This is a genomic window from Agromyces sp. S2-1-8 (assembly GCF_021129215.1).
GTDB classification, from domain to species: Bacteria; Actinomycetota; Actinomycetes; order Actinomycetales; family Microbacteriaceae; genus Agromyces; species Agromyces chromiiresistens.
The window spans coordinates 2,227,195-2,248,007 of sequence record NZ_JAJOLP010000001.1 but is presented as its reverse complement, the minus strand read 5'-3'; the positions used below and the strand labels follow the sequence as shown (position 1 = coordinate 2,248,007).

Sequence of the window (20,813 nt, the reverse complement as noted above, 5' to 3'; positions counted from 1 at the left end):
ATCGGAAGGGGTGCGGCGGGCCGGCTCAGCGCCGGTCGAACACGAGCCCGTCGCGGATCACGCTGACGGGGCCGGGACGGTCGACCACGATCTGCGCGATCGACTCGCCGGCGAACTCGACCCGGGTCGGGTGCTCCGGGCCCGAGAACTCGGCGAGGTCGGGTACGCCGATCAGGCTCGCCCCCTCGGTCGAGCAGATGCGGTAGCAGCGCTCGAGCTCGTCGTCGGTCATGGCGCCCGTGCGATACGCGAGCAGGTGCGCGCGATCGACCATGCTGCCCGAGCCGAACGGCGTCCAGGAGTCGCGGACGCCGTCGCTGCCGGCCACCAGGCGGACGCCGTGACGCCCGAGCTGGTCGAGATCGGGCACGGGGTCGTCGCCGAGGGCGCAGTTCGCGATCCACACCCCGGCATCGGCCACAGTGTCGAGCGTCGCGCCGAGCGTCGGGAGCGACGCATCCCCGAGCGCGAACGCGTGGCTCACGGTGACCCGCCCCTGCAGGCCGGCCGCTCGCGTGCGCCGGGCGATCTCGCGGATCTGCGCGAGGCCCGGCTCGCCGCCGTCGTGCAGGTGGATGTCGATCTCGCGTCCTGCGCGCTCGGCGAGCCCGAAGACGGCGTCGAGGTGGCCGTCGACGTCGCCCTCGAGGCCGAGCGGGTCGATGCCGCCGACGAGGTCGGCACCACTGTCGAGCGCGGCGGCCATCGCCTCGACGGTTCCCGGATTCGTGAGCAGGCCGAACTGCGGGAACGCGACGATCTGCACCGTGAGCCACGGTGCGAGGCGCTCTGCGGCAGCTCGCACGCCCTCGACGTTCCTCGTGCCGAGTTCGCTGGAGACGTCGACGTGCGCGCGCATCGCGAGCGTGCCCTGCGCGAGCGCGGTCGAGAGCAGCGCGTGGGCGCGTTCTTCGACGCTGCGGGTGTAGGCGCGCTGCGTCGCGAGGTCGTTCGCGATGAACTCCGGCAGTGAGCCGGCACGACGGCGAGACATCCACGGACCGCCCCAGCTCGACTTGTCGGGGTGGATGTGGGCGTCGACGAGCCCCGGAGCGGCGACGATGCCCGTCGCCGAGCGGTGGTCGCCGGCCAGCTCGGCGGTCGTGTCGGTCATGCGAACGAACTCCTTTGTCTGTGAGGGTCGGCCGGGGTCTGCCGGCCGAGATTTGTAAGATGTATGATAACCATACATTCCCCCGGGAGCGGAAGATCGAGAGAATGGAAATCGTGAAGCCCATCCAGCGAAGGTCGATCGTCGACTCGGTCGTCGACCGCCTGCAGTCCGAGATCGCGACGGGCGCCTGGCCCGTCGGCACGCGGATCCCCACCGAGGCCGAACTCACCGAGACATTCGGCGTGAGCCGCCCGTCGGTGCGCGAGGCGGTGCGCTCGGTCGCGCAGCTCGGGCTGCTCGAGACACGACAGGGCGACGGCACCTACGTGATCGCGAGCGACGCCACCGAGGTCGCCCTCCGACGCGCGCTCGGCGTCGCCGACGCGCGCGAGGTGCTCGCCGTGCGCCGCGCGCTCGACGTGCTCGCGGCGCGCGAGGCGGCGACGCACCGCGACGACGACGACGTCGCGGCCCTCCGGGAGGAGCTGCAGCATCGCCGCACGGCGATCGACCGCAACGACGTCGACGCCTTCGCCGACCACGACGTCGCGTTCCACGTCGGCGTGGCGGCCGCCTCGCACAACCGGCTGCTCGTGGGCATCTACGCGAGCTTCGATTCGTCGCTGCGGCATTCGGTCGCGCAGAACTCGTGCCTCTCGAACAATGCCGATCCCAGTGCGGTCGACCTGCACGAGCAGCTGCTGCGCGCGATCGAGGCCGCCGACCCCGAGGCCGCGACCGCCGCGGCGCTCGGCGTGCTCGACCAGACCGAGCGCTCGCTCGATGCCTGACCGCCGGCCGACGCCGATCCTCGCGGTGACGGCGCTCGTCGCCGTCGGGCTGCTCGCCGGATGCACGGCCCAGCCCGGACCGACGGGGGTCCCGACGGCATCGGCCCGGCCCGCCACGACCGCCCCGACCGCAGAGGAGACCGCCGTGCCCACCCCCGAGATGACGCCCGACCGGGCCACCGCCCTCATCGTCTCCGCGACCGCCGCGGGCGACCTCGCCGGCGTCGAGCGCGCGATCGCGAACTCGGCCGATGTCGACGCGCGAGACGGCGAGGGCCGGCCCGTGCTCGTGACGGCGACCCGCGCGAACGACGTCGCCGTCGCCCGAGCCCTCCTCGAGGCGGGCGCCGACCCGAACGCGAAGGACGGCATCGAGGACTCGGCGTTCCTCTACGCCGGGGCGGAGGGCCTGAACGACATCCTGCGCCTCACGATCGCGCACGGCGCCGACCCGAAGAGCACCAACCGCTACGGCGGCACCGCGCTCATCCCCGCGAGCGAGCACGCGCACGTCGAGACCGTCGGCATCCTCATCGAGGCGGGCGTTCCCGTCGACCACGTCAACAACCTCGCCTGGACGGCGCTGCACGAGGCGATCGTGCTGGGCGACGGCGACGACGCGCACGTCGAGACGGTCCGACTGCTGCTCGCGGCCGGCGCCGACCCGTCCATCCCCGACGGCGACGGGGTGCTCCCCCGCCGGCTCGCCGCACAGCGCGGCTACGACGCCATCGTCGCCGAGATCGACGCGGCGAGCTGACTCGAGGCGGATGCCTCGTGGCGCGCGCTCGTCGCGCATGCGTTCGACTCCCCGCAGCGGGCCACGACCGCACCCTCGGCGGGGTCATCCCGCACGAGCAGCGGCGAGCCGCGCCTCAGCTGCGAGCGGCGCTGCGCGCCGGAGCGGCAGGAGCCGGAGGCATCCTTCTCACCTGGCCGAAGCGCTCGGCCACGGGAGCCAGCAGGAGCGGCCGGGCGAGCACCCAGCCGGCGACCATGACGGCGAGCGACACCGCGAACACCGCGAACCCGACCCAGTCGTCGCTCTCGCGGGCCGCGTACATGTGGTTGAGGTTGCGCAGGGCGCCGGTCGCGAGCACGAGCACGACGTGCACGGCGGTGAAGAGCAGGAAGAACAGCATCACCGGATAGTGCAGCGCCCGCGCGAACCGCTCGGGCGGCGCCGAGGCGAGCGCCCCCCGCATCGGCCACACCGGCGACAGCCGCAGTCCCGTGAGGATCGCCAGCGGCGAGGCGATGAACACGATCGCGAAGTACGCGAGCACCTGCGCGTCGTTGTACGAGACCCACGAGTTCTCGACGGGCCACTCGAGCGAGAGGTACTGCAGCACGACCGAGATCGAGTTCGGCACGACGTCCCAGCTGGTCGGCACGATGCGCAGCCACTGCCCCGTCGCGAACAGCAGCACGACGTAGACGACGCCGTTGAGCACCCAGAACGCGTCGACGACGAGATGCAGCCACACCGAGATCCCGAGCCGGCGCGGCGCCCCGTTCGTGCGCGGCCAGCGGGTGTTGTCCCGCGTCCAGAAGGCCGGCGGCCGCGCCTTCGACCTGATGATCAGCCCCGTCCGCACGAGCATCACCAGGAAGAAGGCGTTGAAGAAGTGCTGCCACGCGAGCCATGCCGGGATGCCCACCGGCGCCCCATCGGGCAGCGGGCTGTGGCCCGGGTACTCCGCGATGAAGTCCTGCACGGCCGGCGCGGTGCGAAGGAACCGGGCGACGACCACGGCGACGACGAGCAGGATGACGGCGCCGCAGGCGAGGAGCAGGGCTCGCTTCACGGAGAGTCCCCGTGACCCGGGGCGCGAGGTTGAGGGCACGTCACTCAGCGTGACAAAGGCCCGCGAGCGGCGCAACTCCGCGCCGTCACGTGACGCGGGCGCGCCGGGGATTCGGCGACGGACGGGGCAGATGCTCGCGCGATCGGACTCGGCGCGCCAGAGTGGGGGCATGTTCGAATCGGACGCTCGCGACGTCGCCCAGCGCAGTTCGACCGGGTCGTTGCCGTTGAAGGACCACGTCGACGAACTCGTCGCGGCCGCCCATGCGCGCTATGCGGACCTCCACGAGGGCACCGTGGCCGACTACATCCCGGTCCTCGCCGAGGCCGATCCCGCCTGGTTCGGTCTCGCCGTGGTGGGCGCGGACGGCGGCGAGCATCTCGCAGGCGACATCGGGCTCGCCTTCTCCGTCCAGTCGATCTCGAAGGCGTTCGTCTTCGCGCTCGTGTGCGACGCGATCGGTCACGAAGCCGTGCACGAGGTCATCGGGGTGAACAACACGGGACTCGCGTTCAACTCGGTCGTCGCGGTCGAGCTCAACGGCGGCAGCCCGATGAACCCCATGGTGAACGCGGGCGCGATCGCGACGACCGCGCTCGTGCCGGCCGGCCACGCCGACGAGCGCTGGCAGCTGATCCGCGACGGGCTCAGCCGCTTCGCCGGCCGGCCGCTCGCACTCGACGGCGAGGTGTACCGCTCGGAGTCGTTCACGAACCACCGCAACCAGGCGCTCGCCCGGCTCCTGCAGAGCTACGACCGGCTCGCCATCGACCCGGAGGAGGCGGTCGACGTCTACACGCGGCAGTGCTCGCTCGCGGTCACCGCGCGCGATCTCGCGGTCATGGGCGCGACGCTCGCCGACGGCGGGGTGAACCCCGTCACGGGTGAGCGCGTCGTCTCGGCGGAGACCGCACGGGACACCCTCGCACTGCTCGCCTCGTGCGGCATGTACGAACGTTCGGGCGAATGGCTCTTCGAGATCGGACTGCCCGCGAAGTCGGGCGTCTCGGGCGGCATCGTCGCCGTCGCACCGGGCAAGGGGGCGGTCGGCGTCTTCTCACCGCCGCTCGACGAGGCCGGCAACAGCGTGCGCGGCCAGCGCGCCTGCGCCTACCTGTCACGCGCCCTCGGACTCAACCTGTTCGCCTCCGACCCACAGCCGCTCGTGGCGCGAACCGCGCCCACCGACGAAGGAGACCTGCGATGACCACACCCGCACCGACCACGAACGGCGCGAACGGGGCGGATGCCTCGGGGCCGGCACCGCACGCAGTCGAACGCCGCTCGTGGGCGCCGATGGTGGGGCTCTTCCTCGCCCAGGTGCTCATGTCGTTCAACGTCGCCGCGCTGCCGATCTCGCTCGGCGGCATGGTCGAGGACTTCGGCGTGCCGCCGACGGTCGCATCGACGACGATCGTCGTCTACGGCCTCGCGGTCGCGGCCCTCGTGATGACGGGCGCGAAGCTCGGCCAGCGCATCGGGTGGGTGCTCATCTTCCGCATCGTCGTCGCGGTGTTCGCCGTGTCGTCGGTCATGATGATCCTCTCGACGACGATCGGCTGGGCGATCGCGGGGCAGGTGCTCGCCGGCGCCTCCGCCGCGATCATCGTGCCCGCACTCGTGGCGCTGATCGCCGAGAACTACCGCGGCGACCAGCAGGCCACCGCCGTCGGCTCGCTCGGCTCGGCGCGCGCGTTCTCGGGCATCAGCGCCTTCCTCATCGGCGGTACGCTCGGCACGCTCGTCGGCTGGCGTCCGGTGTTCTTCATCACGCTGGGGCTCGCCGTCGCCGTCTTCGCACTGAGCTTCAGGCTGCGGGGCGACCGGGGCGACCGGAGCATCCGCATCGACCTCGTCGCGTCTGCGCTCATCGGCGCCGCGATCGTGCTACTCACGCTCGGCTTCAACAACCTGAACGCGTGGGGCATCCTGCTCGCCGAGCCCGGGGCGCCGTTCTCCGTGCTCGGCCTCTCCCCCGCGCCCGTGTTCGTCGTCGTCGGGCTGATCCTCGGACAGGCCTTCTTCATGTGGACGAAGCGCCGCATGCGGCTCGGCCGGGTTCCGCTCGTCGATCTCGGCGTGCTGAGCGAGCCGACCGAGCGGGCGGCCGTCTACGCCATGTTCATCATCGTCGCGATGGAGGCGGCCGTGAACTTCACGGTGCCGACGTACATCCAGGTGGTGCAGGGGCGCACCCCCTTCGACACCTCGCTCGCGATGATGCCGTTCAACCTCACGGTGTTCGTCACGGCGACCCTCATCGTGCGCTTCTATCGTCGGCACAGCCCGCGTACGATCGCGCTGTTCGCGTTCGGGCTGACGACGGCCGCGCTGATCTGGCTCGCGTTCGTGGTCACGAACAACTGGGAGACGGTGCCGACGATCGTCGGGCTCATCGTGTTCGGGATCGGCCAGGGCGCGCTCGTGACCCTCGTGTTCAACGTGCTCGTGACCGCGGCTCCCAAGGAACTCGCCGGCGACGTCGGCTCCATCCGCGGCACGACGCAGAACCTCGCGAGCGCGGTGGGCACCGCGCTCATGGGGGCCCTGCTCGTCACGATGCTCACGCTCAACTTCACGCAGGCAGCGGTCGAGCACCCCGAGATCCCCGAGGAGCTGAAGGCCGAGGTCGGCCTCGGCCAGGTGAACTTCGTCAGCAACGACGACCTGCGCGCGAAGTTCGAGGAGACGAGCGCGACACCCGAGCAGATCGACGCCGCCGTCGCCATCAACGAGGAGGAGCGGCTGAACACGCTGCGCCTCGGGTTCCTCGTGCTCGCCGGTCTCAGCGCGCTCGCGGCACTGCCCGCGTCGCGCCTGCCGAAGTACAAGCCCGAGGAGATCCCCGACCCGATGGCCGCGGGCGGCGACGACGTCTGATGCGCTGGTCCGGCGCGCGAGTGCCGGGGTGCCGCGACGGAGGCGTCCCGGCGCCCGCTCCCGCCATCGTCAGTGGGTGGGTGGGGTGAGGGTGTCGGTGTAGTCGATGAGCCAGGAGCGCAGGTCGGCGCCGAGGTCCTCGCGATCGACCGCGAGCTGGATCACGGCCTTGATGTAGTCCAGCTTGTCGCCCGTGTCGTACCGGCGACCCCGGAACACGACCCCGTACACCCCGCCCGTGCCCGCCACATCTCCGGCCATCGTCATCAACGCATCGGTCAACTGGATCTCACCACCCTTGCCCGGCGGCGTGTCGGCCAGGATGCCGAACACCTCGGGCTTGAGCACGTACCGGCCGATCACCGCGTAGTTCGACGGCGCGACCTCCTTCGCGGGCTTCTCCACCAACCCCGTGATCCGCACCACATCGGGATCGTCGGTCGGCTCGACCTGCGCAGCCCCGTACAGGTGGATCTGATCCGGGTCCACCTCCAACAAGGCCACGATCGACGCGTCCCGCTTCTGCTGCTCGTCCAGCATCCGCGTCAACAACTCGTCCCGGGCATCGATGATGTCATCCCCCAGCAGCACCGCGAACGGCTCATCACCCACATGCATGTGCGCCCGATGCACCGCATGCCCGAGCCCCAGCGGGTCACCCTGCCGCACGTAATGCATGTCCGCCAGATCGGTCGACTCGTTCACCTTCTCCAGCTTCGCCGTATCGCCCTTGCGCTCCAGCGTCGCCTCCAACTCCGCGACCCGGTCGAAATGGTTCTCCAACGCGTTCTTGTTCCGACCCGTGATCATCAACACATCCGTCAACCCCGCCGCCACGGCCTCCTCGACCACGTACTGGATCGCCGGCTTGTCCACCACCGGCAGCATCTCCTTCGGCATCGCCTTCGTCGCCGGCAGGAACCGCGTCCCCAACCCCGCCGCAGGAATGACCGCCTTCGTGATCCGCTTCGTCATCGATCGTGCCTCTCCGTCTGTCGTCGTGTCATGTCGTCGTCTGCGCGTGCCGCCCCCGTCGGCGGCGACGGCAGCGCTCAGGCCGGGCGGAACCCGGTCGTCTCGGGCGGCGGCGCGTGCCGGATCATGAGGTGCCGGGTCACCGAGTAGTCGAGCAGCGGCTCGATCGACATGTCCTTGCCGAAGCCCGACCCCTTGACGCCGCCGTGCGGGGCCTCCGACGCGATCGGCAGGTGGTCGTTCACCCACGTGACGCCCACGTCGAGCGACTGGCTCACCCGCAGCGCGCGGCCGACATCGGTCGTCCAGACCGATGAGGCGAGCCCGTACGCGCTGTCGTTCGCGAGCGCGATGCCGCCTGCCTCGCCGTCGAACGGCAGCACCACGAGCACGGGGCCGAACACCTCGCCCTGCACGATCTCCGACGATTGCGCCGCGCCGACGAGCAGGGTCGGTGCGAAGTACGATCCCGGGCCATCGATCGACCGGCCGCCGACGAGCGCCTCGGCCCCCTCCGCGACGGCGCGCGTCACGAAGCCCTCGACGCGCGAACGGTGCGCCTTCGACACGAGCGGCCCGATGTGGGTCTCGGGGTCCATCGGGTCGCCGGCGACGACGCTCGCCACGGCCTGCCGCAGTGCCGCGACCCCGTCGTCGAAGATCGACCGCTCGAGGTAGACGCGGGTCGCCGCGGTGCAGTCCTGTCCCGAGTTGTACGTCGCCCCCATCGTGACGGCCTGCGCCATCGCGCCGAGGTCGGCGTCCGCGAAGACGATGACGGGCGCCTTGCCGCCGAGCTCGAGATGCACGCGCTTCACGCCGTCGACGGCGCCGCGCATGACGGCCTTGCCGGTCTGGGTCGACCCGGTGACGCTCACCATGTCGACCTCGCGGTGCGTCACGAGCGCCTGCCCGACCTCGGCGTCGCCCGTGACGACGTTGAAGAGGCCTGCGGGCAGTCCGGCCTCGACCGCGAGTTCGGCGAAGCGGAGCGTCGTGCGCGGGGTCGCCGGCGCGGGCTTCACGATCACGGCGTTCCCCGCGGCGAGCGCGGGACCGGCCTTCCAGATCGCCATGATGAGCGGGAAGTTCCACGGTGTGATGCCCGCGACGACGCCGACGGGGCGCCGGGTGAGGATCGACGTGTATCCGTTCGAGAACGACCCCGCCCCGGTGCCGTCGAGCGAGCGCGCCGCCCCGGCGAAGAACCGCAGGTTGTCGATGCCGAACGGCAGCTCGCCGTCGAATGCGGTCGTCCAGGGCTTGCCCGAGTCCTCGACCTCGAGGCGGGCGAGATTCGCCGCGTCATCCTCGAGGGCGTCGGCGAGCCGCAGGAGCGCGAGCGAGCGCTCCCCCGGCGTCTTCGCGGCCCACGCCGGCTGCGCCGCCCGCGCCGCCGCCGCGGCCTCGTCGACGTCGGCGACGCCCGATGAGGTGAACGCGGCGACCTCCTCCTCAGTGGCGGGATTGGTGATCACGGCGTCGCCGCCGGTGCCGGCGCGGTAGTCGCCGATGAAGGTTCCGGTGCTCATGGAGAGCTCCTCTCGTCTCGTTCACCGAGTCCGTCGGAGCGGACCCAGCGGTCGTGCGGCTCGCGTCGACGGGCTCGGCGAGCGGGTGGTCAGGAGTTGAAGCCGAGGCCGAACCGGTCGAGCGTGCGCAGCCACAGGTTGCGTCGGCCCTCGCGGGCGTCGGCCGCGAGGATCGAGCGCCGCGTGAACTGCACGATCGGGTTGCGGAGCGGCTCGGGCGGGATGGGGAACGGACGGCGGCGCACGATGTCGTAGCGCAGGCGCGACGTCGGCTCGCCCGAGAGCAGGTCGAGCGCGACGTCCGCCGAGAATCGCGATGCCCCCACGCCCAGGCCGGTGTGCCCGACCGCATAGGCGACCCGCCCGCCGCGGGCGGTGCCGTACGCCGCCGTGAATCGGGTCGTCGAGTCGATCGGCCCGGCCCACCGGTGCGTGAACCGCACGCCGTCCAGCTGCGGGAAGGTCTCGAAGAAGTGGCGCGCGAGCAGTTCGTGCGAGGCGTCGCGCTGCTCGAGCCCCGCATCGACCCTGCCGCCGAAGTAGTACACGGCGTCCCAGCCGCCGAACAGGATGCGCCCGTCGGCGGTCGGCCGGTAGTAGTGGAACTGGTTGCCCGCGTCGGTGAGCCCCTGCCCCTCGGACCAGCCGATCGCCGCCTGCTGCGCGACGTCGAGCGGCTCGGTCATGAGCACGTGGTCGTAGAGCGGCATGATGTAGTTGCCGAGCCGCCGGAGCGGCGCCGGGTAGGCCGCGGTCGCGATGACCGCGTCGCGCGCGTCGACGTGCCCGAGCACAGTGCGCACGCGCACGCCCGCGCCCTGCCGGTCGATGCCGGTGACGGCGGATGCCTCGAAGATGCGCACCCCGCGGCGTTCGAGCTCCGCGGCCATGCCCCACGCGAGCCGCGCGGGGTCGATGAGCACCGTCCCGGTGCGGTCGCGGAGGCCGCCGAGGTACGTCGGCGAGTGCACGTCCGCCTGCACCTCGTCGCGGTCCTGCAGTTCGAGCTCGACCCCGTGCCTGGCACCGAGCTCGTGCGCCTCGCGCAGCCCGTCGAGCTGCCACGGTTCGATCGCGATCGTCGTCTTGCCGGCGCGCCGCAGCGCGCAGTCGATGCCGGCCGCCTCGATCGTCGCGACGAGCTCGGCGAGGTTTCGCTCGCCCTCGTCGTGCAGGGCGCCCACCTGGTCGGGCCAGATCGCGGTGCCGTGGGTGAGCCCGTGCGTGAGCGAGCTCGAGACGAAGCCGCCGTTGCGCCCGGTCGCCCCGTGCGCCACGCGTTCGGCCTCGAGCACCACGACGGATGCCGCGGGGTCGCGCTCGAGCGCCCGCCAGGCGGTCCAGAGGCCGGTGAACCCCGCCCCGATGACGACGAGGTCGGCCTCGTCCTGGCCGGTCAGCGATGTCCGCGGCGACGGGGCGCCGTCGCGCTGCGCGCGGTCGGTCCAGTAGGCGCGGGGCGCTGCGTCGGCGAGCGCCGCCTCGGCCTGCGCCTGCGCCCGTTGCTGCGCTCGCGCCCCGGTGGCGCTCACACCCGTTCCCGGGCGCCGACGCGCTCGATCACGTCGGCGGCGGCCGAGACGCCGTCGCGCGAGCGGATCTCCGCCCCGGCGGCCGCCACGCGCTCGCGCAGGGCCGCGTCGCCCACGAGGGTGCGCACGGCGTCCGCGAGCTCGTCGGGCGTGAAGCGGTACGGGTCGAGCCGGAGGCCGTAGCCCTTCTCGTGGACGCGTTGCGCATTGTCGTACTGGTCCCAGAAGAGCGGCAGCAGCACCATGGGCTTGCCGAAGTGCAGCGCCTCGGTCGTCGTGTTGTTGCCGCCGTGGGTGATGACGAGGTCGACGAGCGGCAGGATCGTGGTCTGCGGCAGGAACTCGGCGCCCCACATGTTGTCGGCGAGCTCGATCTCGTCGTGCAACGGCCCCTTCGAGACGATGACGTTGATCGGCTGGTCGGCGAGCGCCGCGATCACCCGGCGCATGAGCTCGACGTCGGCCGAGCCGAGCGAGCCGAGGCTGAAGTAGACGAGCGGGCGGCTGCCGTCGGTGAACGAGGCGGGCAGTTCGGCGGGTGCCTGCTCGGTCTCGCGCACCGACGAGTCGAGCCGGTGCCAGGTCTCGTCCAGGGGGCGGGCGTCGGTGTAGTCGAGCACCTCGGGGTAGACGTAGAGGTTCGCGTCGCCGCGGTGGATGAACTCGAGCTCGGGCAGGGCGGGTGCCCCCTGCTCCTGCACCCACGCGTCGAACTCCTGCCAGAGCGCGCGGTGCGTGCGGTCGTACTCGGCGCGGAACGCGGGCCAGGCCGCCCGGTCGTCTTCGGCCAGCCCCGAGAAGACGGGCGCGATGTCGTCGCCGGGCACCTCGAGCGGGTTGCACGACACGATGCGAACGAACGGAACGCCCGCGGTGACGAGCGCCGGGAAGGCGAGGACGTTGTCTTCGACGACGACATCGGGCCGCACCCGCTCGATGATCGCCTTCAGCTGCGGCTCGCAGTACTTCGCGCCGTCGACGAGCGCCTGCCAGATCGGGAGCGTGACCGTCTCGAGCTGCTCGGCGGTCGTCTTGCGGAACTCGGGCGACACCTCCCGGATGTAGTCCTTCCAGAACTGGCCGGCATCCTGCTCGACCTCCTCCTCGGGTGCCGGTGCGAGGTCGACGAGATCCTCCTCGAAGCCGAGGGCGGCGAGCTTGCCCTCCCACGAGCGCTCGGCGGCGAACACGACGCGGTGGCCGCGCTGCAGGAGCACGTTTCCGATGCCGATGCAGTTGTTCGTCGGGCCGTAGGCGCTCTCGGGCATGAAGAGGAAGGTGCGGCGCTCGTCTGCCATTGGTGACTCCTTCGTCGATTTATTGAATCGTGATGAAAAGAATTCGAGTTGTCAAGGGTTGCGAGAAATCTGGCCGCATCGACGTATCATTGACCAGCAGTACAGAGAACTCGACGGTGAGGGGAGCCCGAATGGCGCGGCCGAAGCGGCAGGAGGAGCGACGCAGCCAACTCGTCGCGGCGGCCCAGCGCGCGATCGCGGCGCACGGCCCCGACGGGGCGCGACTGAATCGCGTCGCGGAAGAGGCGGGCCTCACGTCGAGCGCGGTGCTGTACTACTACCCCGACATCGACGAGCTGATGTTCGAGGCGAACCGTGCCGGCATGGAGCGCTTCTACGAGGCGCGCGTGCGCATGCTCGAACAACTGCCCGACGACCCGGTGGCACGCCTGCTGGCCCTCGCGAAGTCGGGCCTGCCGAGCGGCCCGGGCGACACCGAGGTGCGGCTGCTCTGCGAGCTCGGCGGGTCGGCCGGCCGCAACCCCCTCATGGCGTCGCTGCTCACGACCCTCTACGACCGCCAGGTCGGCATGTACCAGGTCGTGCTCGAGCAGGGCGCCGCACGCGGCATCTTCGCCCTCGCGCAGCCGTCGCTCGTGATCGCGCGCAACCTCGTCGCCCTCGAGGACGCGTACGGCTATCGCATCATCGCCGGCCACCCCACGATCGACCACGACGGGGCCTACGAGCTCATCGTGGCGAGCGCGCGGCTCGCGACGGGTCATGACCTGACCCCCTCCGCCTCCTCCTGAGGCGTGCCCGCGACGCCGGTCGGTTCCGCCGAGTCATCGGTGCCGTCCTGGTCGTCGACGGTCGCCGCGTCGCGGGAGACCGCGGCCGCCCGCCCGAACCGCACGCCCACCGCGTCGCCGCGGGTGAGCGCGCTCGTGCCGTGCACCGAGGCGATGATCGGCGCCGCGAGGCCCGCGACCTCGATCGAGAGCGTCGACGCCCCGCCGAGGAAGTAGGTGTCGACGACGACGCCCGAGAGCGCGGCCGTCGCCGCATCGGCGGTGAGGTCGACGTCTTCGGGTCGTACGACCGCGGTCGCCGGGGTGCCGTCGGGCAGCGCGTGCGCTGCCACCTCGACGGCGCCGACGCCGGGTACGTCGACCCGCCCCGGGCGAACGACACCGTCGAGCAGGTTCGCCGAGCCGATGAACGACGCGACGAAGCGCGTGGCCGGGTTCGCGTAGAGCTCCTGCGGGGTGGCGAGCTGCTCGAGACGACCGTCGCGCAGCACGGCGATGCGGTCCGCCATCGACATGGCCTCCTCCTGGTCGTGGGTGACGACGACGAACGTGAGCCCGACCTCGTGCTGCAGCCGCTTGAGCTCGAGCTGCATCGACGCCCGCACCTGCCGGTCGAGTGCCGAGAGCGGCTCGTCGAGGAGCAGCAGCCTCGGGCGCTTGACGATCGCGCGGGCGAGCGCGACGCGCTGGCGCTGGCCGCCCGACAGCTGGCCCGGTCGGCGCTTGGCGAGGTGGCCGAGGCCGACGACGTCCATCACCTCCGCGACGCGCTTCGCGGTCTCCGCCCGGCCGACCCCCTCGGACTCGAGCCCGTAGGCGACGTTCTTCTCGACCGACATGTGCGGGAACAGTGCGTAGCTCTGGAACATCATGTTCACCGGGCGTCGGTGCGCCGGCATGCGCAGCAGGTCGTCGCCGTCGATCTCGATGCGACCCGCGGCCGGCGTCTCGAAGCCGGCGATCGAGCGCAGCAGCGTCGTCTTGCCGCACCCCGACGGCCCGAGCAGGGCGAAGAACTCGTTGTCGGCGATGTCGAGCGAGATGTCGTGGAGGGCGACGGTGTCGCCGTAGACGGCGCGCACGCCGTCGACGCGGAGGAGGGGTGCGGTGCTCACTTCACGGTTCCTGTCAGTCGGGTCAGTCGTTGCGCCGCGATCACCGTGACGATGCTCACGAGCAGGAGGATGGTGGCGAGGGCGTTGACCTCGGGCGTGACCCCGAAGCGCACCATCGAGTAGATGACGATCGGCAAGGTCGGCTGGGTCGGCGCGGTGGTGAAGAACGCGATCACGAACTCGTCGATCGAGAGCGTGAACGCGAGCAGCGCGCCCGCGACGATGCCCGGGGCGAGCTGCGGCAGTGTCACGCGCATGAAGGTGCGCACGGGACCCGCGCCGAGGTCGCGCGACGCCTCCTCGAGGCTCTGGTCGAGGCTCGCCATGCGGGCGAGCACGATCGCGGTGACGAACGCGGTCGCGAACACGGCGTGCGCGAGGATCGCCGAGTGCAGGCCGAGCGTCAACGACAGCAACGAGAAGAACGTGAGCAGGCCGATGCCGAGCAGCAGGTCGGGCAGGATGGCGGGCGCGATCGCGAAGGCGCGGATGAGTCCGCCACGCGTGTACTTCTGGATGCCGTACGCGAGCAGCGTGCCGAGCACCGTCGCGATCGCCGTGGCGCCGGCGGCGACGACGAGCGTGTTCGCGAGGCCCTGCATGATCTGCTCGTCGGCGAAGAGCTCGGGGTACCAGCGCAGCGAGAACCCGCGCCAGACGAACAGGTTCTCGGAGTCGTTGAAGCTCATGATCACGACCACGAGGATCGGCAGGTAGAGGAACGCGTAGCCGAGCCACAACGGCACGAGGATGCCTCGGGCCTTGCGCACCGCCCGCGGCGCCGACGCCGGATCGGCCTCGCGCATCGCGGTCGTCGGCGGGTTGCCGGTGTCAGCCACGGCGGCTCCCTTCGGTCAGGCGCCGCGAGACCGCGGACTGCACGAGGATGACGAGCACGAGCATGATCGTGAGCACGAGCGCGAGGGTCGCGCCGAACGGCCAGTCGCGCGCCTCGAAGAACTGGTCGCGTACGAGGTTGCCGACCATGATCGTCTTGCCGCCGCCGATGAGCTCGGGAATCACGAAGTTCGACATGGCCGGCACGAACACGAAGATGCAGCCGGTGAGCGCCCCCGGCAGCGAGAGCGGCAGCGTGACGGTGCGGAAGGTGCGCCACGGGGTGGCGCCGAGGTTCGTCGCCGCCTCGCGGAGCGAAGGATCGAGCTGCTGGAGCGACGCGTAGAGCGGCAGCACCATGAGCGGCAGGTACATGTAGAGCAGTCCGACCACGATCGCCTGCGGGGTGTACAGCATCGCGATCGGCTCGTCGACGATGCCGAGCGACTGCAGCCACTGGTTCACCCAGCCCGCATTGTTGAGCAGCAGGATCCACGCGTACGTGCGGATGAGGAAGTTCGTCCAGAACGGCAGCACGATCGCGACGAGCGCGACGGTGCGCCACTTCGGCGAGAGCCCGGCGATGGCGTACGCCATCGGGTAGCCGATGAGGAGCGCCAGGAGGGTCACGACGAGCGCGACGCCGACCGACTGCACGATGACACCGAGGTACAGCGGCTCGAAGAGCTTCACCCAGTTGTCGAGCGTGAACTCGAACACGACGCCGCCGAAGCGGCCGCGCTTGAAGAAGCTGTAGAACGCGAGCAGGCCCACCGGGATCGCCATGAAGGCGATCAGGAAGACGAGGCCCGGGGCGAGGAACGGAACCGGGGCGAACCCCCGCCGCGCGCGGGGTGCGCGTACGGCGGGGGCCTTCCGGTCGAGTGTCGACGTCACGGCGTCAGTTGGTCGCCAGCACTTCGGCGTTGAGGTCGACGTACTTCGTCGTGTCCTCGCCGAGGTCGACGATGACCTCCTGCTCGAACAGTTCGTCGACCGAGATGCCGAGCGTCGGGTACTGCTCGACGAGCGCCGGGTCGAGGGCCTCCATCGCGGCCTGGTTCGGCACCTTGTAGAGGATGTTCTCGGCGACCCAGGTCTGCACCTCGGGGTCGAGGATGTAGTTGACGAAGGCCATCGCGGCCTCCTTGTTCTCCGAGCTCTTGAGCACCGTCATGGTGTCGACCCACAGGTCGGCGCCCTCGTCGGGGATCACGAACTCGATGTCGGGGTTCTCGGCGATGCCGTAGTTGCACCAGCCGTCCCAGGCCTCGACCATGGCGGCCTCGCCAGAGACGAGCTTCGAGTAGAACGTCGTGTCGTCGTAGGCGAGGAGGGTCGGCTTGGTCTCGAGCAGCTGCGCCTTCGCCTCGTCGAGCTCGGCGTCGTCGGTCGTGTTGAGCGAGTGACCGGCGGCCTTGAGCGCGGGCATCGCGAGCCAGCGGTCGGTCGAGAGCATCGTGGTCTTGCCCTCGAGCTCGGGCTTCGGGTCGAGCAGGTCGTTCCACGACGTCGGTGCGAAGCCGGTCAGGTCGGGACGGTAGCAGAGGCCCGTCGTGCCCCAGGCGTACGGTTCGGAGTAGACGTTGCCCTCGTCGTAGTCGAGCTCGAGCGCCTCGGGGTAGAGGTTCTCCTCGTTCGGGATGAGCGACTTGTCGAGCTCCTGGAGCAGCCCCTGCTCGCCGAGCGCCTGGGCGTACTGGCCCGAGACGAACGCGACGTCGATGCCGGGGTCGGCGCTCGCGGTGAGCTTGGCGACGATGTCCTCGTTGGTGGTGTGGTTCACGATCGTCGTCTTGACCCCCGTCGCCTGCTCGAACTGCTCGGCGAGGTCTTCGGGGTAGTAGTCGGCCCAGATCGACACCGTGAGCGTCTGCTGGCTGAGGTCGGCGTCGGGGTCGAGCGTCTCGTCGGCGGCACCGCCACCGGAGGAGGCGCACGAGGAGAGGGCGAGGGCGAACGCGAGTGCGCAGCCCGAGGCGGCGACGATTCGACGGGTCGAACGCATGGGGAACCTCCTGCAACAGTGGACAAGGTTGAGCGATTGTTGCATCGGTCATCAAGAAATGGCAATGGCTCCGAGAAAACACTGGAGCGGGCTTTGCCGAATAGTTATAATCCGAATTCAATGAACTCGACGATGAGCGACGGCTCCACCATCAGCGGCGCAGAGCCGGTCGTCGGCGGGCGCACGCTGTCCGTCGGCGACGACGGAGCGCTGCTCGCCGACGGGCGGCACCCCGCTGCCGGCGACGGCCTCGCCCGTGCGCTCGCCGCCGCGGTTCCCGGCTCATCGATCACGGCGGATGCCGCGGAGCGGGCGATCACGGTCGACCAGACGAACGTCTCGGTCATCGTCGACGAGCGCCTCGTCGTGAAGCTCGTCGGCCGCTGGGGCGCCGCCGACCGCGCCGGCGCCCTGCTCGAGCGACTCGCCGAGGCGGGGTCGCGCGACGTCGACCGGCTGGTCGGCCGAGTCGAATGGCGGCATCCCGAGCTCGGCAGGTCGACGATCGCGATCGTCACCGAGTACCTGCCCGGTGCCGAAGACGGCTGGACCTGGGCGGTCGACGATATCGTCGAGCTGCTCGGCTCGGGCACGGAGCCCGAGTGGCCCGGCCTCCTGGGTGCACGCGTCGCCCGCATCCACGGCGTCCTCGGCGCCTCCGCCGTGACGTCCGGCGACGACGCGCCCGCCGCCCGACTGGTCCGCGCCGAGGATGCGCTCGCCCGTGCGCTCGAGGCCGCCGATCCGGCCGACGGCGAGAGCGGAGCGCGCCTGCACAACCGCCGCACCTCGCTCGCCCGAGACATCCGGTCGCTCGGGGGCACCTCGCCCGGGCTCGAGTTCCCGATCCACGGCGACCTGCACGTCGGGCAGGTGCTCGCCTCCCCCGACGGCTCCGGCACCCGGCGCTACACCGTCATCGACTTCGACGGCGACCCGCAGCTCTCGGCCGACGACCGCGAGCGCGCCGACGCGGCCGCGCGCGACGTCGCTCATCTGGTCGTGTCGCTCGACCTCGTCGCCGCGGTCGCCCAGCGCCGCATCGGCTGCGCCGACGACCGCGCCTTCGCGTGGGCGGATCGGGCCCGGTCCGCGTTCCTCGAGGCGTACCGGTCCGAGCTCTCACGCCCCGAGCTCTTCGACGAGGCGCTCCTGCCCGGCTTCTGCGCCGAGCAGCTCGTCGCAGAACTCCACTACGCCGACCGATTCCTGCCCGTCTGGCGCTACGCGCCCGACGCCGCCATCACCCACCGCCATCGATCGACCGATGAACATCCGGAGACCCAGTGGACCCCACCGCCTTCCGCGCCGACCTCGACCTGATCCCGCACTCGCTCGGCGCGCTCGCCGATGCGCTCGACGCCGGGCTCGCGGGCCTCGACGAGGTCGCCGCGCTCGCGCGCGGCGCCGTCGAGCGCGTGCTCGTCGTGGGCATGGGCTCGAGCCGGTACGCCGCCGACGTCGTCGCGCGACGGCACCGCGCGGCCGGCGCGCACGTCGTCGTCGAGCTCGCGAGCACCGAGCTGCTGCCCGCGCCCGCACCCGGCCTCGTCGTCGTCGCCGTGTCGGCGACCGGCGGAAGCGTCGAGGTGCTGCGCGCCGTCGAGCGGTACCGCGGGTCGGGCCGGCTCGTGGCCATCACCAACCGCCCCGGCTCCGCCCTCGGCGAGGCGGCCGACGTCGTCGTACCGCTCGTCGCCGGCACCGAGGCATCCGGCGTCGCCTGTCGCACCTTCCGGGCGACGTTCGCCGTCGTCGACGCGGTGCTCCACGCGCTGCGCCCGGTCGCCGAGCCGGGCCGTGCCGCACGATTCGACGCCGCGGTGCTGCGCCGGGCCGCCGACGCCTCGGCCGACCTGCTCGCGACGAGCTCGAGCTGGCTCGACCCGATGACCCGACTGCTCGCCGGGCCGTCGGGCACCTGGACCCTCGCCCCGGTCGAGCGGCTCTCGAGCGCGCAGCAGTCGGCGCTCATGCTGCGGGAGGTGCCGCGGGTGGGCGCGTTCGCCTCGGAGACGGGCGACTGGTCGCACGTCGACGTGTACCTCACGAAGACCCAGGACTATCGGGCGCTCGTGTTCGCCGGCTCGGCCTGGGACGACCAGGCCCTCGAGTGGATGGCGATGCGCGAGTCGCGCTTCGCGTCGGTCGGCCGGGAACTCGCCGGCGCCGAGCTCGTCGTGCGGCATGCGCACGACGACGAGCCCGATGTCGCGACGCTCGCCGAGGTGATCGTCGGCGAGCTCGTCGCGAACCGCCTCTTCGACGGAGAGGGGGTGCGCGAGGGCGCCTGATGCCGCGCGTCGGGTGTCCGGCACTCCTGCCGGCCCGGGCATCGAACTTGCTCCATGTTCAGCACCGCTCCACCGATACACCGATACGGAAACAGCGAGGTTCATCATGCAGGCAACTCCCCGCGGCACGACGCCGCTCAGTTCACGGATCGGCGCGATCCTCCGCGCCCACGGCGAAGCCGAGCGGCGCGGCATGCCCGTCGACGAGGTGCTCGGCGAGGCCGCTGCGGCCCGCGCCGAGGCATCCGGCTCGAGTTCTTCCGACACCGGACGACCGAAATCGCCGCCCAGCCGGCGCGACGCCCTGAGGGTCGCGGGCATCGCCGGAGCCGGCGCGGCACTCGCACTGGCCTCCTCGCCGATGCCGGCCGCCGCCGCGGCGGCGAAGCCCGCCCCTGCCCCGAGCGTCGGCATCGTCGGCGCCGGGCTCGCCGGTACGCGGGCCGCCCACTGGCTGTGGCGCACGAAGGGCGTCGCATCGACGCTCTTCGAGGGCAGTGCCCGCGCCGGCGGCCGCTGCTACAGCCTGCGCGACCACTTCGACGACGGCATCGTCGTCGAGCACGGCGGCGCGCTCGTCAACACCGACCACAACGCCATCCGCAACCTCGCGTCGAGCCTCGGGCTCAGCCTCGACGTCGTCGCGGGCGGCAGCTACATGGGTTGGGTCGACAAGTACCGCATCGACGGCGCCGACTATCCCTACGACGACGCGAACGACGACTGGGGCGAGGTGTACCAGGCGATGAAGGCCGACCTCGCCGCCGCACCCTACTGCCAGACCCACGACGTGCACACGGCGGCCGGGGTCGCCCTCGACGGGATGACGGTCGACGACTGGCTCGCGGCGAAGGTGCCGGGTGGCCTGTCGAGCCGCTTCGCGAAGCTCATGCAGTCGAACGTGATGGCGGAGTACGGCCTCGAGTCGCACGAGCAGTCGGCGCTCAACCTCGTCTACCTCCTCGGCTGGAACGCCCAGAACAGCCTCTCGCCGATCAACGGCGCCGACGAGAAGTACGTGGTCCGCGGCGGCAACGACCAGATCGTGTCGCGCATGCTCGCGGAACTGCCCGCCGGCACGGCGCGCTACGGCCACGAGCTCATCGCCGTCAAGCGCAACGCCGACGGCACCGTGCGGCTCAGCTTCAAGGTCGGCAACCAGACCGTCGACAAGACCTTCGACCGCGTCATCCTCGCGCTGCCGTTCACGACGCTGCGCGAGTGCGACCTCAGCCAGTCGGGCTTCTCGTCGCTCACCCGGCGGGCGATCGACGAGCTCGGGCTCGGCGCGAACGCCAAGGTGCACGTGCAGGTCTCGCACCGGCCGTGGGTCGAGCAGGGCTACGGCGGGGCGGCGTACACGAATCCGTCGGGGTTCCAGTGCGGCTGGGACGACACGGCATCGCACCCGCTGCCCGTCGGCGTCTACAACTTCTTCCCCTCGGGCGACCACGTGAAGGCGTGGTCGGGCCAGCCCTTCGGCGTCGCCCCGGCGGCGCAGGTGCAGGGGCTGCTCGCGCAGCTCGAGCCGATCTTCCCGGGCGTCACGGCGGCGTACACGGGCAAGAGCTACCGCGACTTCTGGTGGGCGAACCGCTGGTCGCACGGCGCCTACACCTGCCAGCGGCCGGGCCAGTACACGCAGCTGTTCGGCGTGGGCTCGACCCCCGAGGGCAACGTGCACTTCGCGGGCGAGCATACGAGCGTCGAGTACTACGGCTTCCTCAACGGGGCGGTCGAGTCGGGCGAACGGGCGGCGAAGGCGGTCGCGCTCTCGTGAGCTGACGTCGCGCCCGCGGGGCGGGGAGTTCGAGCTCTCGGATGCCTCCGCTTCGCGGGCGGGCCCCTCGGTCGCAGCGAGCCGGCCCCGGGGCATC

At 71.3% G+C, this 20,813-nt stretch carries 18 protein-coding genes; 8 read left to right on the top strand and 10 right to left on the bottom strand.

Annotation, left to right across the window (positions count from 1 at the left end; all coding sequences use genetic code 11):
- Positions 1-25 precede the first annotated feature (25 nt).
- Complete coding sequence (locus LR269_RS10230) at positions 26-1,114, bottom strand: amidohydrolase family protein (protein WP_231430691.1); 1,089 nt, start codon at positions 1,112-1,114, stop codon at positions 26-28.
- A 113-nt stretch (positions 1,115-1,227) separates the two neighbouring features.
- Between LR269_RS10230 and LR269_RS10225 the strand changes: the two genes are divergently transcribed.
- Positions 1,228-1,905 (top strand): FadR/GntR family transcriptional regulator, encoded by a 678-nt coding sequence (locus LR269_RS10225; RefSeq protein ID WP_231430690.1) that lies wholly within the window; start codon positions 1,228-1,230, stop codon positions 1,903-1,905.
- Positions 1,898-2,665, top strand: coding sequence for an ankyrin repeat domain-containing protein (locus LR269_RS10220; protein WP_231430689.1), 768 nt, complete (start codon positions 1,898-1,900; stop codon positions 2,663-2,665). The genes LR269_RS10225 and LR269_RS10220 overlap by 8 nt, the downstream gene beginning before the upstream one ends.
- A gap of 115 nt (positions 2,666-2,780) precedes the next feature.
- Here LR269_RS10220 and LR269_RS10215 read toward each other — a convergent pair whose 3' ends face one another.
- Positions 2,781-3,713, bottom strand: coding sequence for a cytochrome b/b6 domain-containing protein (locus tag LR269_RS10215; RefSeq protein ID WP_231430688.1), 933 nt, complete (start codon positions 3,711-3,713; stop codon positions 2,781-2,783).
- 169 nt (positions 3,714-3,882) lie between these two features.
- Here LR269_RS10215 and glsA point away from each other — a divergent pair, with 169 nt between their 5' ends.
- Positions 3,883-4,920, top strand: coding sequence for a glutaminase A (gene glsA, locus LR269_RS10210; protein WP_231430687.1), 1,038 nt, complete (start codon positions 3,883-3,885; stop codon positions 4,918-4,920).
- Positions 4,917-6,593 (top strand): MFS transporter, encoded by a 1,677-nt coding sequence (locus LR269_RS10205; RefSeq protein ID WP_231430686.1) that lies wholly within the window; start codon positions 4,917-4,919, stop codon positions 6,591-6,593. Before glsA ends, LR269_RS10205 begins: the two co-directional genes overlap by 4 nt.
- Positions 6,594-6,662: 69 nt before the next feature.
- On the opposite strand, the gene galU is transcribed toward LR269_RS10205, so the two are convergent.
- From galU to LR269_RS10185, 4 genes are all read right to left on the bottom strand, one after another.
- Positions 6,663-7,568: a UTP--glucose-1-phosphate uridylyltransferase GalU gene (gene galU, locus LR269_RS10200; protein WP_231430685.1), complete on the bottom strand. Its 906-nt coding sequence runs from the start codon at positions 7,566-7,568 to the stop codon at positions 6,663-6,665.
- Positions 7,569-7,645: 77 nt separating this feature from the next.
- The gene (locus LR269_RS10195; RefSeq protein WP_231430684.1) at positions 7,646-9,100 is read right to left on the bottom strand and encodes an aminobutyraldehyde dehydrogenase; all 1,455 of its coding nucleotides are present in this window, start codon (positions 9,098-9,100) and stop codon (positions 7,646-7,648) included.
- Between the two features lie 89 nt (positions 9,101-9,189).
- Positions 9,190-10,632 carry an FAD-binding oxidoreductase gene (locus LR269_RS10190; RefSeq protein WP_231430683.1) on the bottom strand — a complete coding sequence of 481 codons (1,443 nt, stop codon included), beginning with the start codon at positions 10,630-10,632 and terminating at the stop codon, positions 9,190-9,192.
- Complete coding sequence (locus LR269_RS10185) at positions 10,629-11,930, bottom strand: glycosyltransferase (protein ID WP_231430682.1); 1,302 nt, start codon at positions 11,928-11,930, stop codon at positions 10,629-10,631. The genes LR269_RS10190 and LR269_RS10185 overlap by 4 nt, the downstream gene beginning before the upstream one ends.
- A gap of 131 nt (positions 11,931-12,061) precedes the next feature.
- Here LR269_RS10185 and LR269_RS10180 point away from each other — a divergent pair, with 131 nt between their 5' ends.
- Positions 12,062-12,682 (top strand): TetR/AcrR family transcriptional regulator, encoded by a 621-nt coding sequence (locus LR269_RS10180; RefSeq protein WP_231430681.1) that lies wholly within the window; start codon positions 12,062-12,064, stop codon positions 12,680-12,682.
- Here the strand turns inward: LR269_RS10180 and LR269_RS10175 are convergent.
- Genes LR269_RS10175 through LR269_RS10160 form a run of 4 tightly spaced genes read right to left on the bottom strand, consistent with a single transcriptional unit; the run spans position 12,652 to position 16,642 of the window.
- Positions 12,652-13,797 carry an ABC transporter ATP-binding protein gene (locus LR269_RS10175; protein ID WP_231430680.1) on the bottom strand — a complete coding sequence of 382 codons (1,146 nt, stop codon included), beginning with the start codon at positions 13,795-13,797 and terminating at the stop codon, positions 12,652-12,654. The genes LR269_RS10180 and LR269_RS10175 overlap by 31 nt on opposite strands.
- Complete coding sequence (locus LR269_RS10170; protein ID WP_231430679.1) at positions 13,794-14,636, bottom strand: ABC transporter permease; 843 nt, start codon at positions 14,634-14,636, stop codon at positions 13,794-13,796. Before LR269_RS10170 ends, LR269_RS10175 begins: the two co-directional genes overlap by 4 nt.
- Complete coding sequence (locus tag LR269_RS10165) at positions 14,629-15,531, bottom strand: ABC transporter permease (RefSeq protein ID WP_231430678.1); 903 nt, start codon at positions 15,529-15,531, stop codon at positions 14,629-14,631. Before LR269_RS10165 ends, LR269_RS10170 begins: the two co-directional genes overlap by 8 nt.
- 4 nt (positions 15,532-15,535) lie before the next feature.
- Positions 15,536-16,642: a spermidine/putrescine ABC transporter substrate-binding protein gene (locus LR269_RS10160; protein WP_231430677.1), complete on the bottom strand. Its 1,107-nt coding sequence runs from the start codon at positions 16,640-16,642 to the stop codon at positions 15,536-15,538.
- Between the two features lie 120 nt (positions 16,643-16,762).
- On the opposite strand from LR269_RS10160, the gene LR269_RS10155 reads away from it, so the two are divergent.
- The 3 genes from LR269_RS10155 to LR269_RS10145 all read left to right on the top strand — a co-directional run bounded on the left by LR269_RS10155 (position 16,763) and on the right by LR269_RS10145 (position 20,716).
- Positions 16,763-17,965, top strand: coding sequence for a hypothetical protein (locus tag LR269_RS10155; protein ID WP_231430676.1), 1,203 nt, complete (start codon positions 16,763-16,765; stop codon positions 17,963-17,965).
- On the top strand, positions 17,929-18,936 hold the full coding sequence (locus LR269_RS10150; protein ID WP_231430675.1) for an SIS domain-containing protein: 1,008 nt from the start codon (positions 17,929-17,931) through the stop codon (positions 18,934-18,936). The genes LR269_RS10155 and LR269_RS10150 overlap by 37 nt, the downstream gene beginning before the upstream one ends.
- Positions 18,937-19,042: 106 nt before the next feature.
- Positions 19,043-20,716 (top strand): NAD(P)/FAD-dependent oxidoreductase, encoded by a 1,674-nt coding sequence (locus LR269_RS10145; protein ID WP_231430674.1) that lies wholly within the window; start codon positions 19,043-19,045, stop codon positions 20,714-20,716.
- Positions 20,717-20,813 lie beyond the last annotated feature (97 nt).

Bases quoted from the DNA above. Each gene is read 5' to 3' on its own strand.
- LR269_RS10230 (WP_231430691.1), bottom strand. From the start codon at position 1,114: ATGACCGACACGACCGCCGAGCTGGCCGGCGACCACCGCTCGGCGACG.
- LR269_RS10220 (WP_231430689.1), top strand. From the start codon at position 1,898: ATGCCTGACCGCCGGCCGACGCCGATCCTCGCGGTGACGGCGCTCGTC.
- glsA (WP_231430687.1), top strand. From the start codon at position 3,883: ATGTTCGAATCGGACGCTCGCGACGTCGCCCAGCGCAGTTCGACCGGG.
- LR269_RS10205 (WP_231430686.1), top strand. From the start codon at position 4,917: ATGACCACACCCGCACCGACCACGAACGGCGCGAACGGGGCGGATGCC.
- galU (WP_231430685.1), bottom strand. From the start codon at position 7,568: ATGACGAAGCGGATCACGAAGGCGGTCATTCCTGCGGCGGGGTTGGGG.
- LR269_RS10195 (WP_231430684.1), bottom strand. From the start codon at position 9,100: ATGAGCACCGGAACCTTCATCGGCGACTACCGCGCCGGCACCGGCGGC.
- LR269_RS10185 (WP_231430682.1), bottom strand. From the start codon at position 11,930: ATGGCAGACGAGCGCCGCACCTTCCTCTTCATGCCCGAGAGCGCCTAC.
- LR269_RS10180 (WP_231430681.1), top strand. From the start codon at position 12,062: ATGGCGCGGCCGAAGCGGCAGGAGGAGCGACGCAGCCAACTCGTCGCG.
- LR269_RS10160 (WP_231430677.1), bottom strand. From the start codon at position 16,642: ATGCGTTCGACCCGTCGAATCGTCGCCGCCTCGGGCTGCGCACTCGCG.
- LR269_RS10155 (WP_231430676.1), top strand. From the start codon at position 16,763: ATGAACTCGACGATGAGCGACGGCTCCACCATCAGCGGCGCAGAGCCG.
- LR269_RS10145 (WP_231430674.1), top strand. From the start codon at position 19,043: ATGCAGGCAACTCCCCGCGGCACGACGCCGCTCAGTTCACGGATCGGC.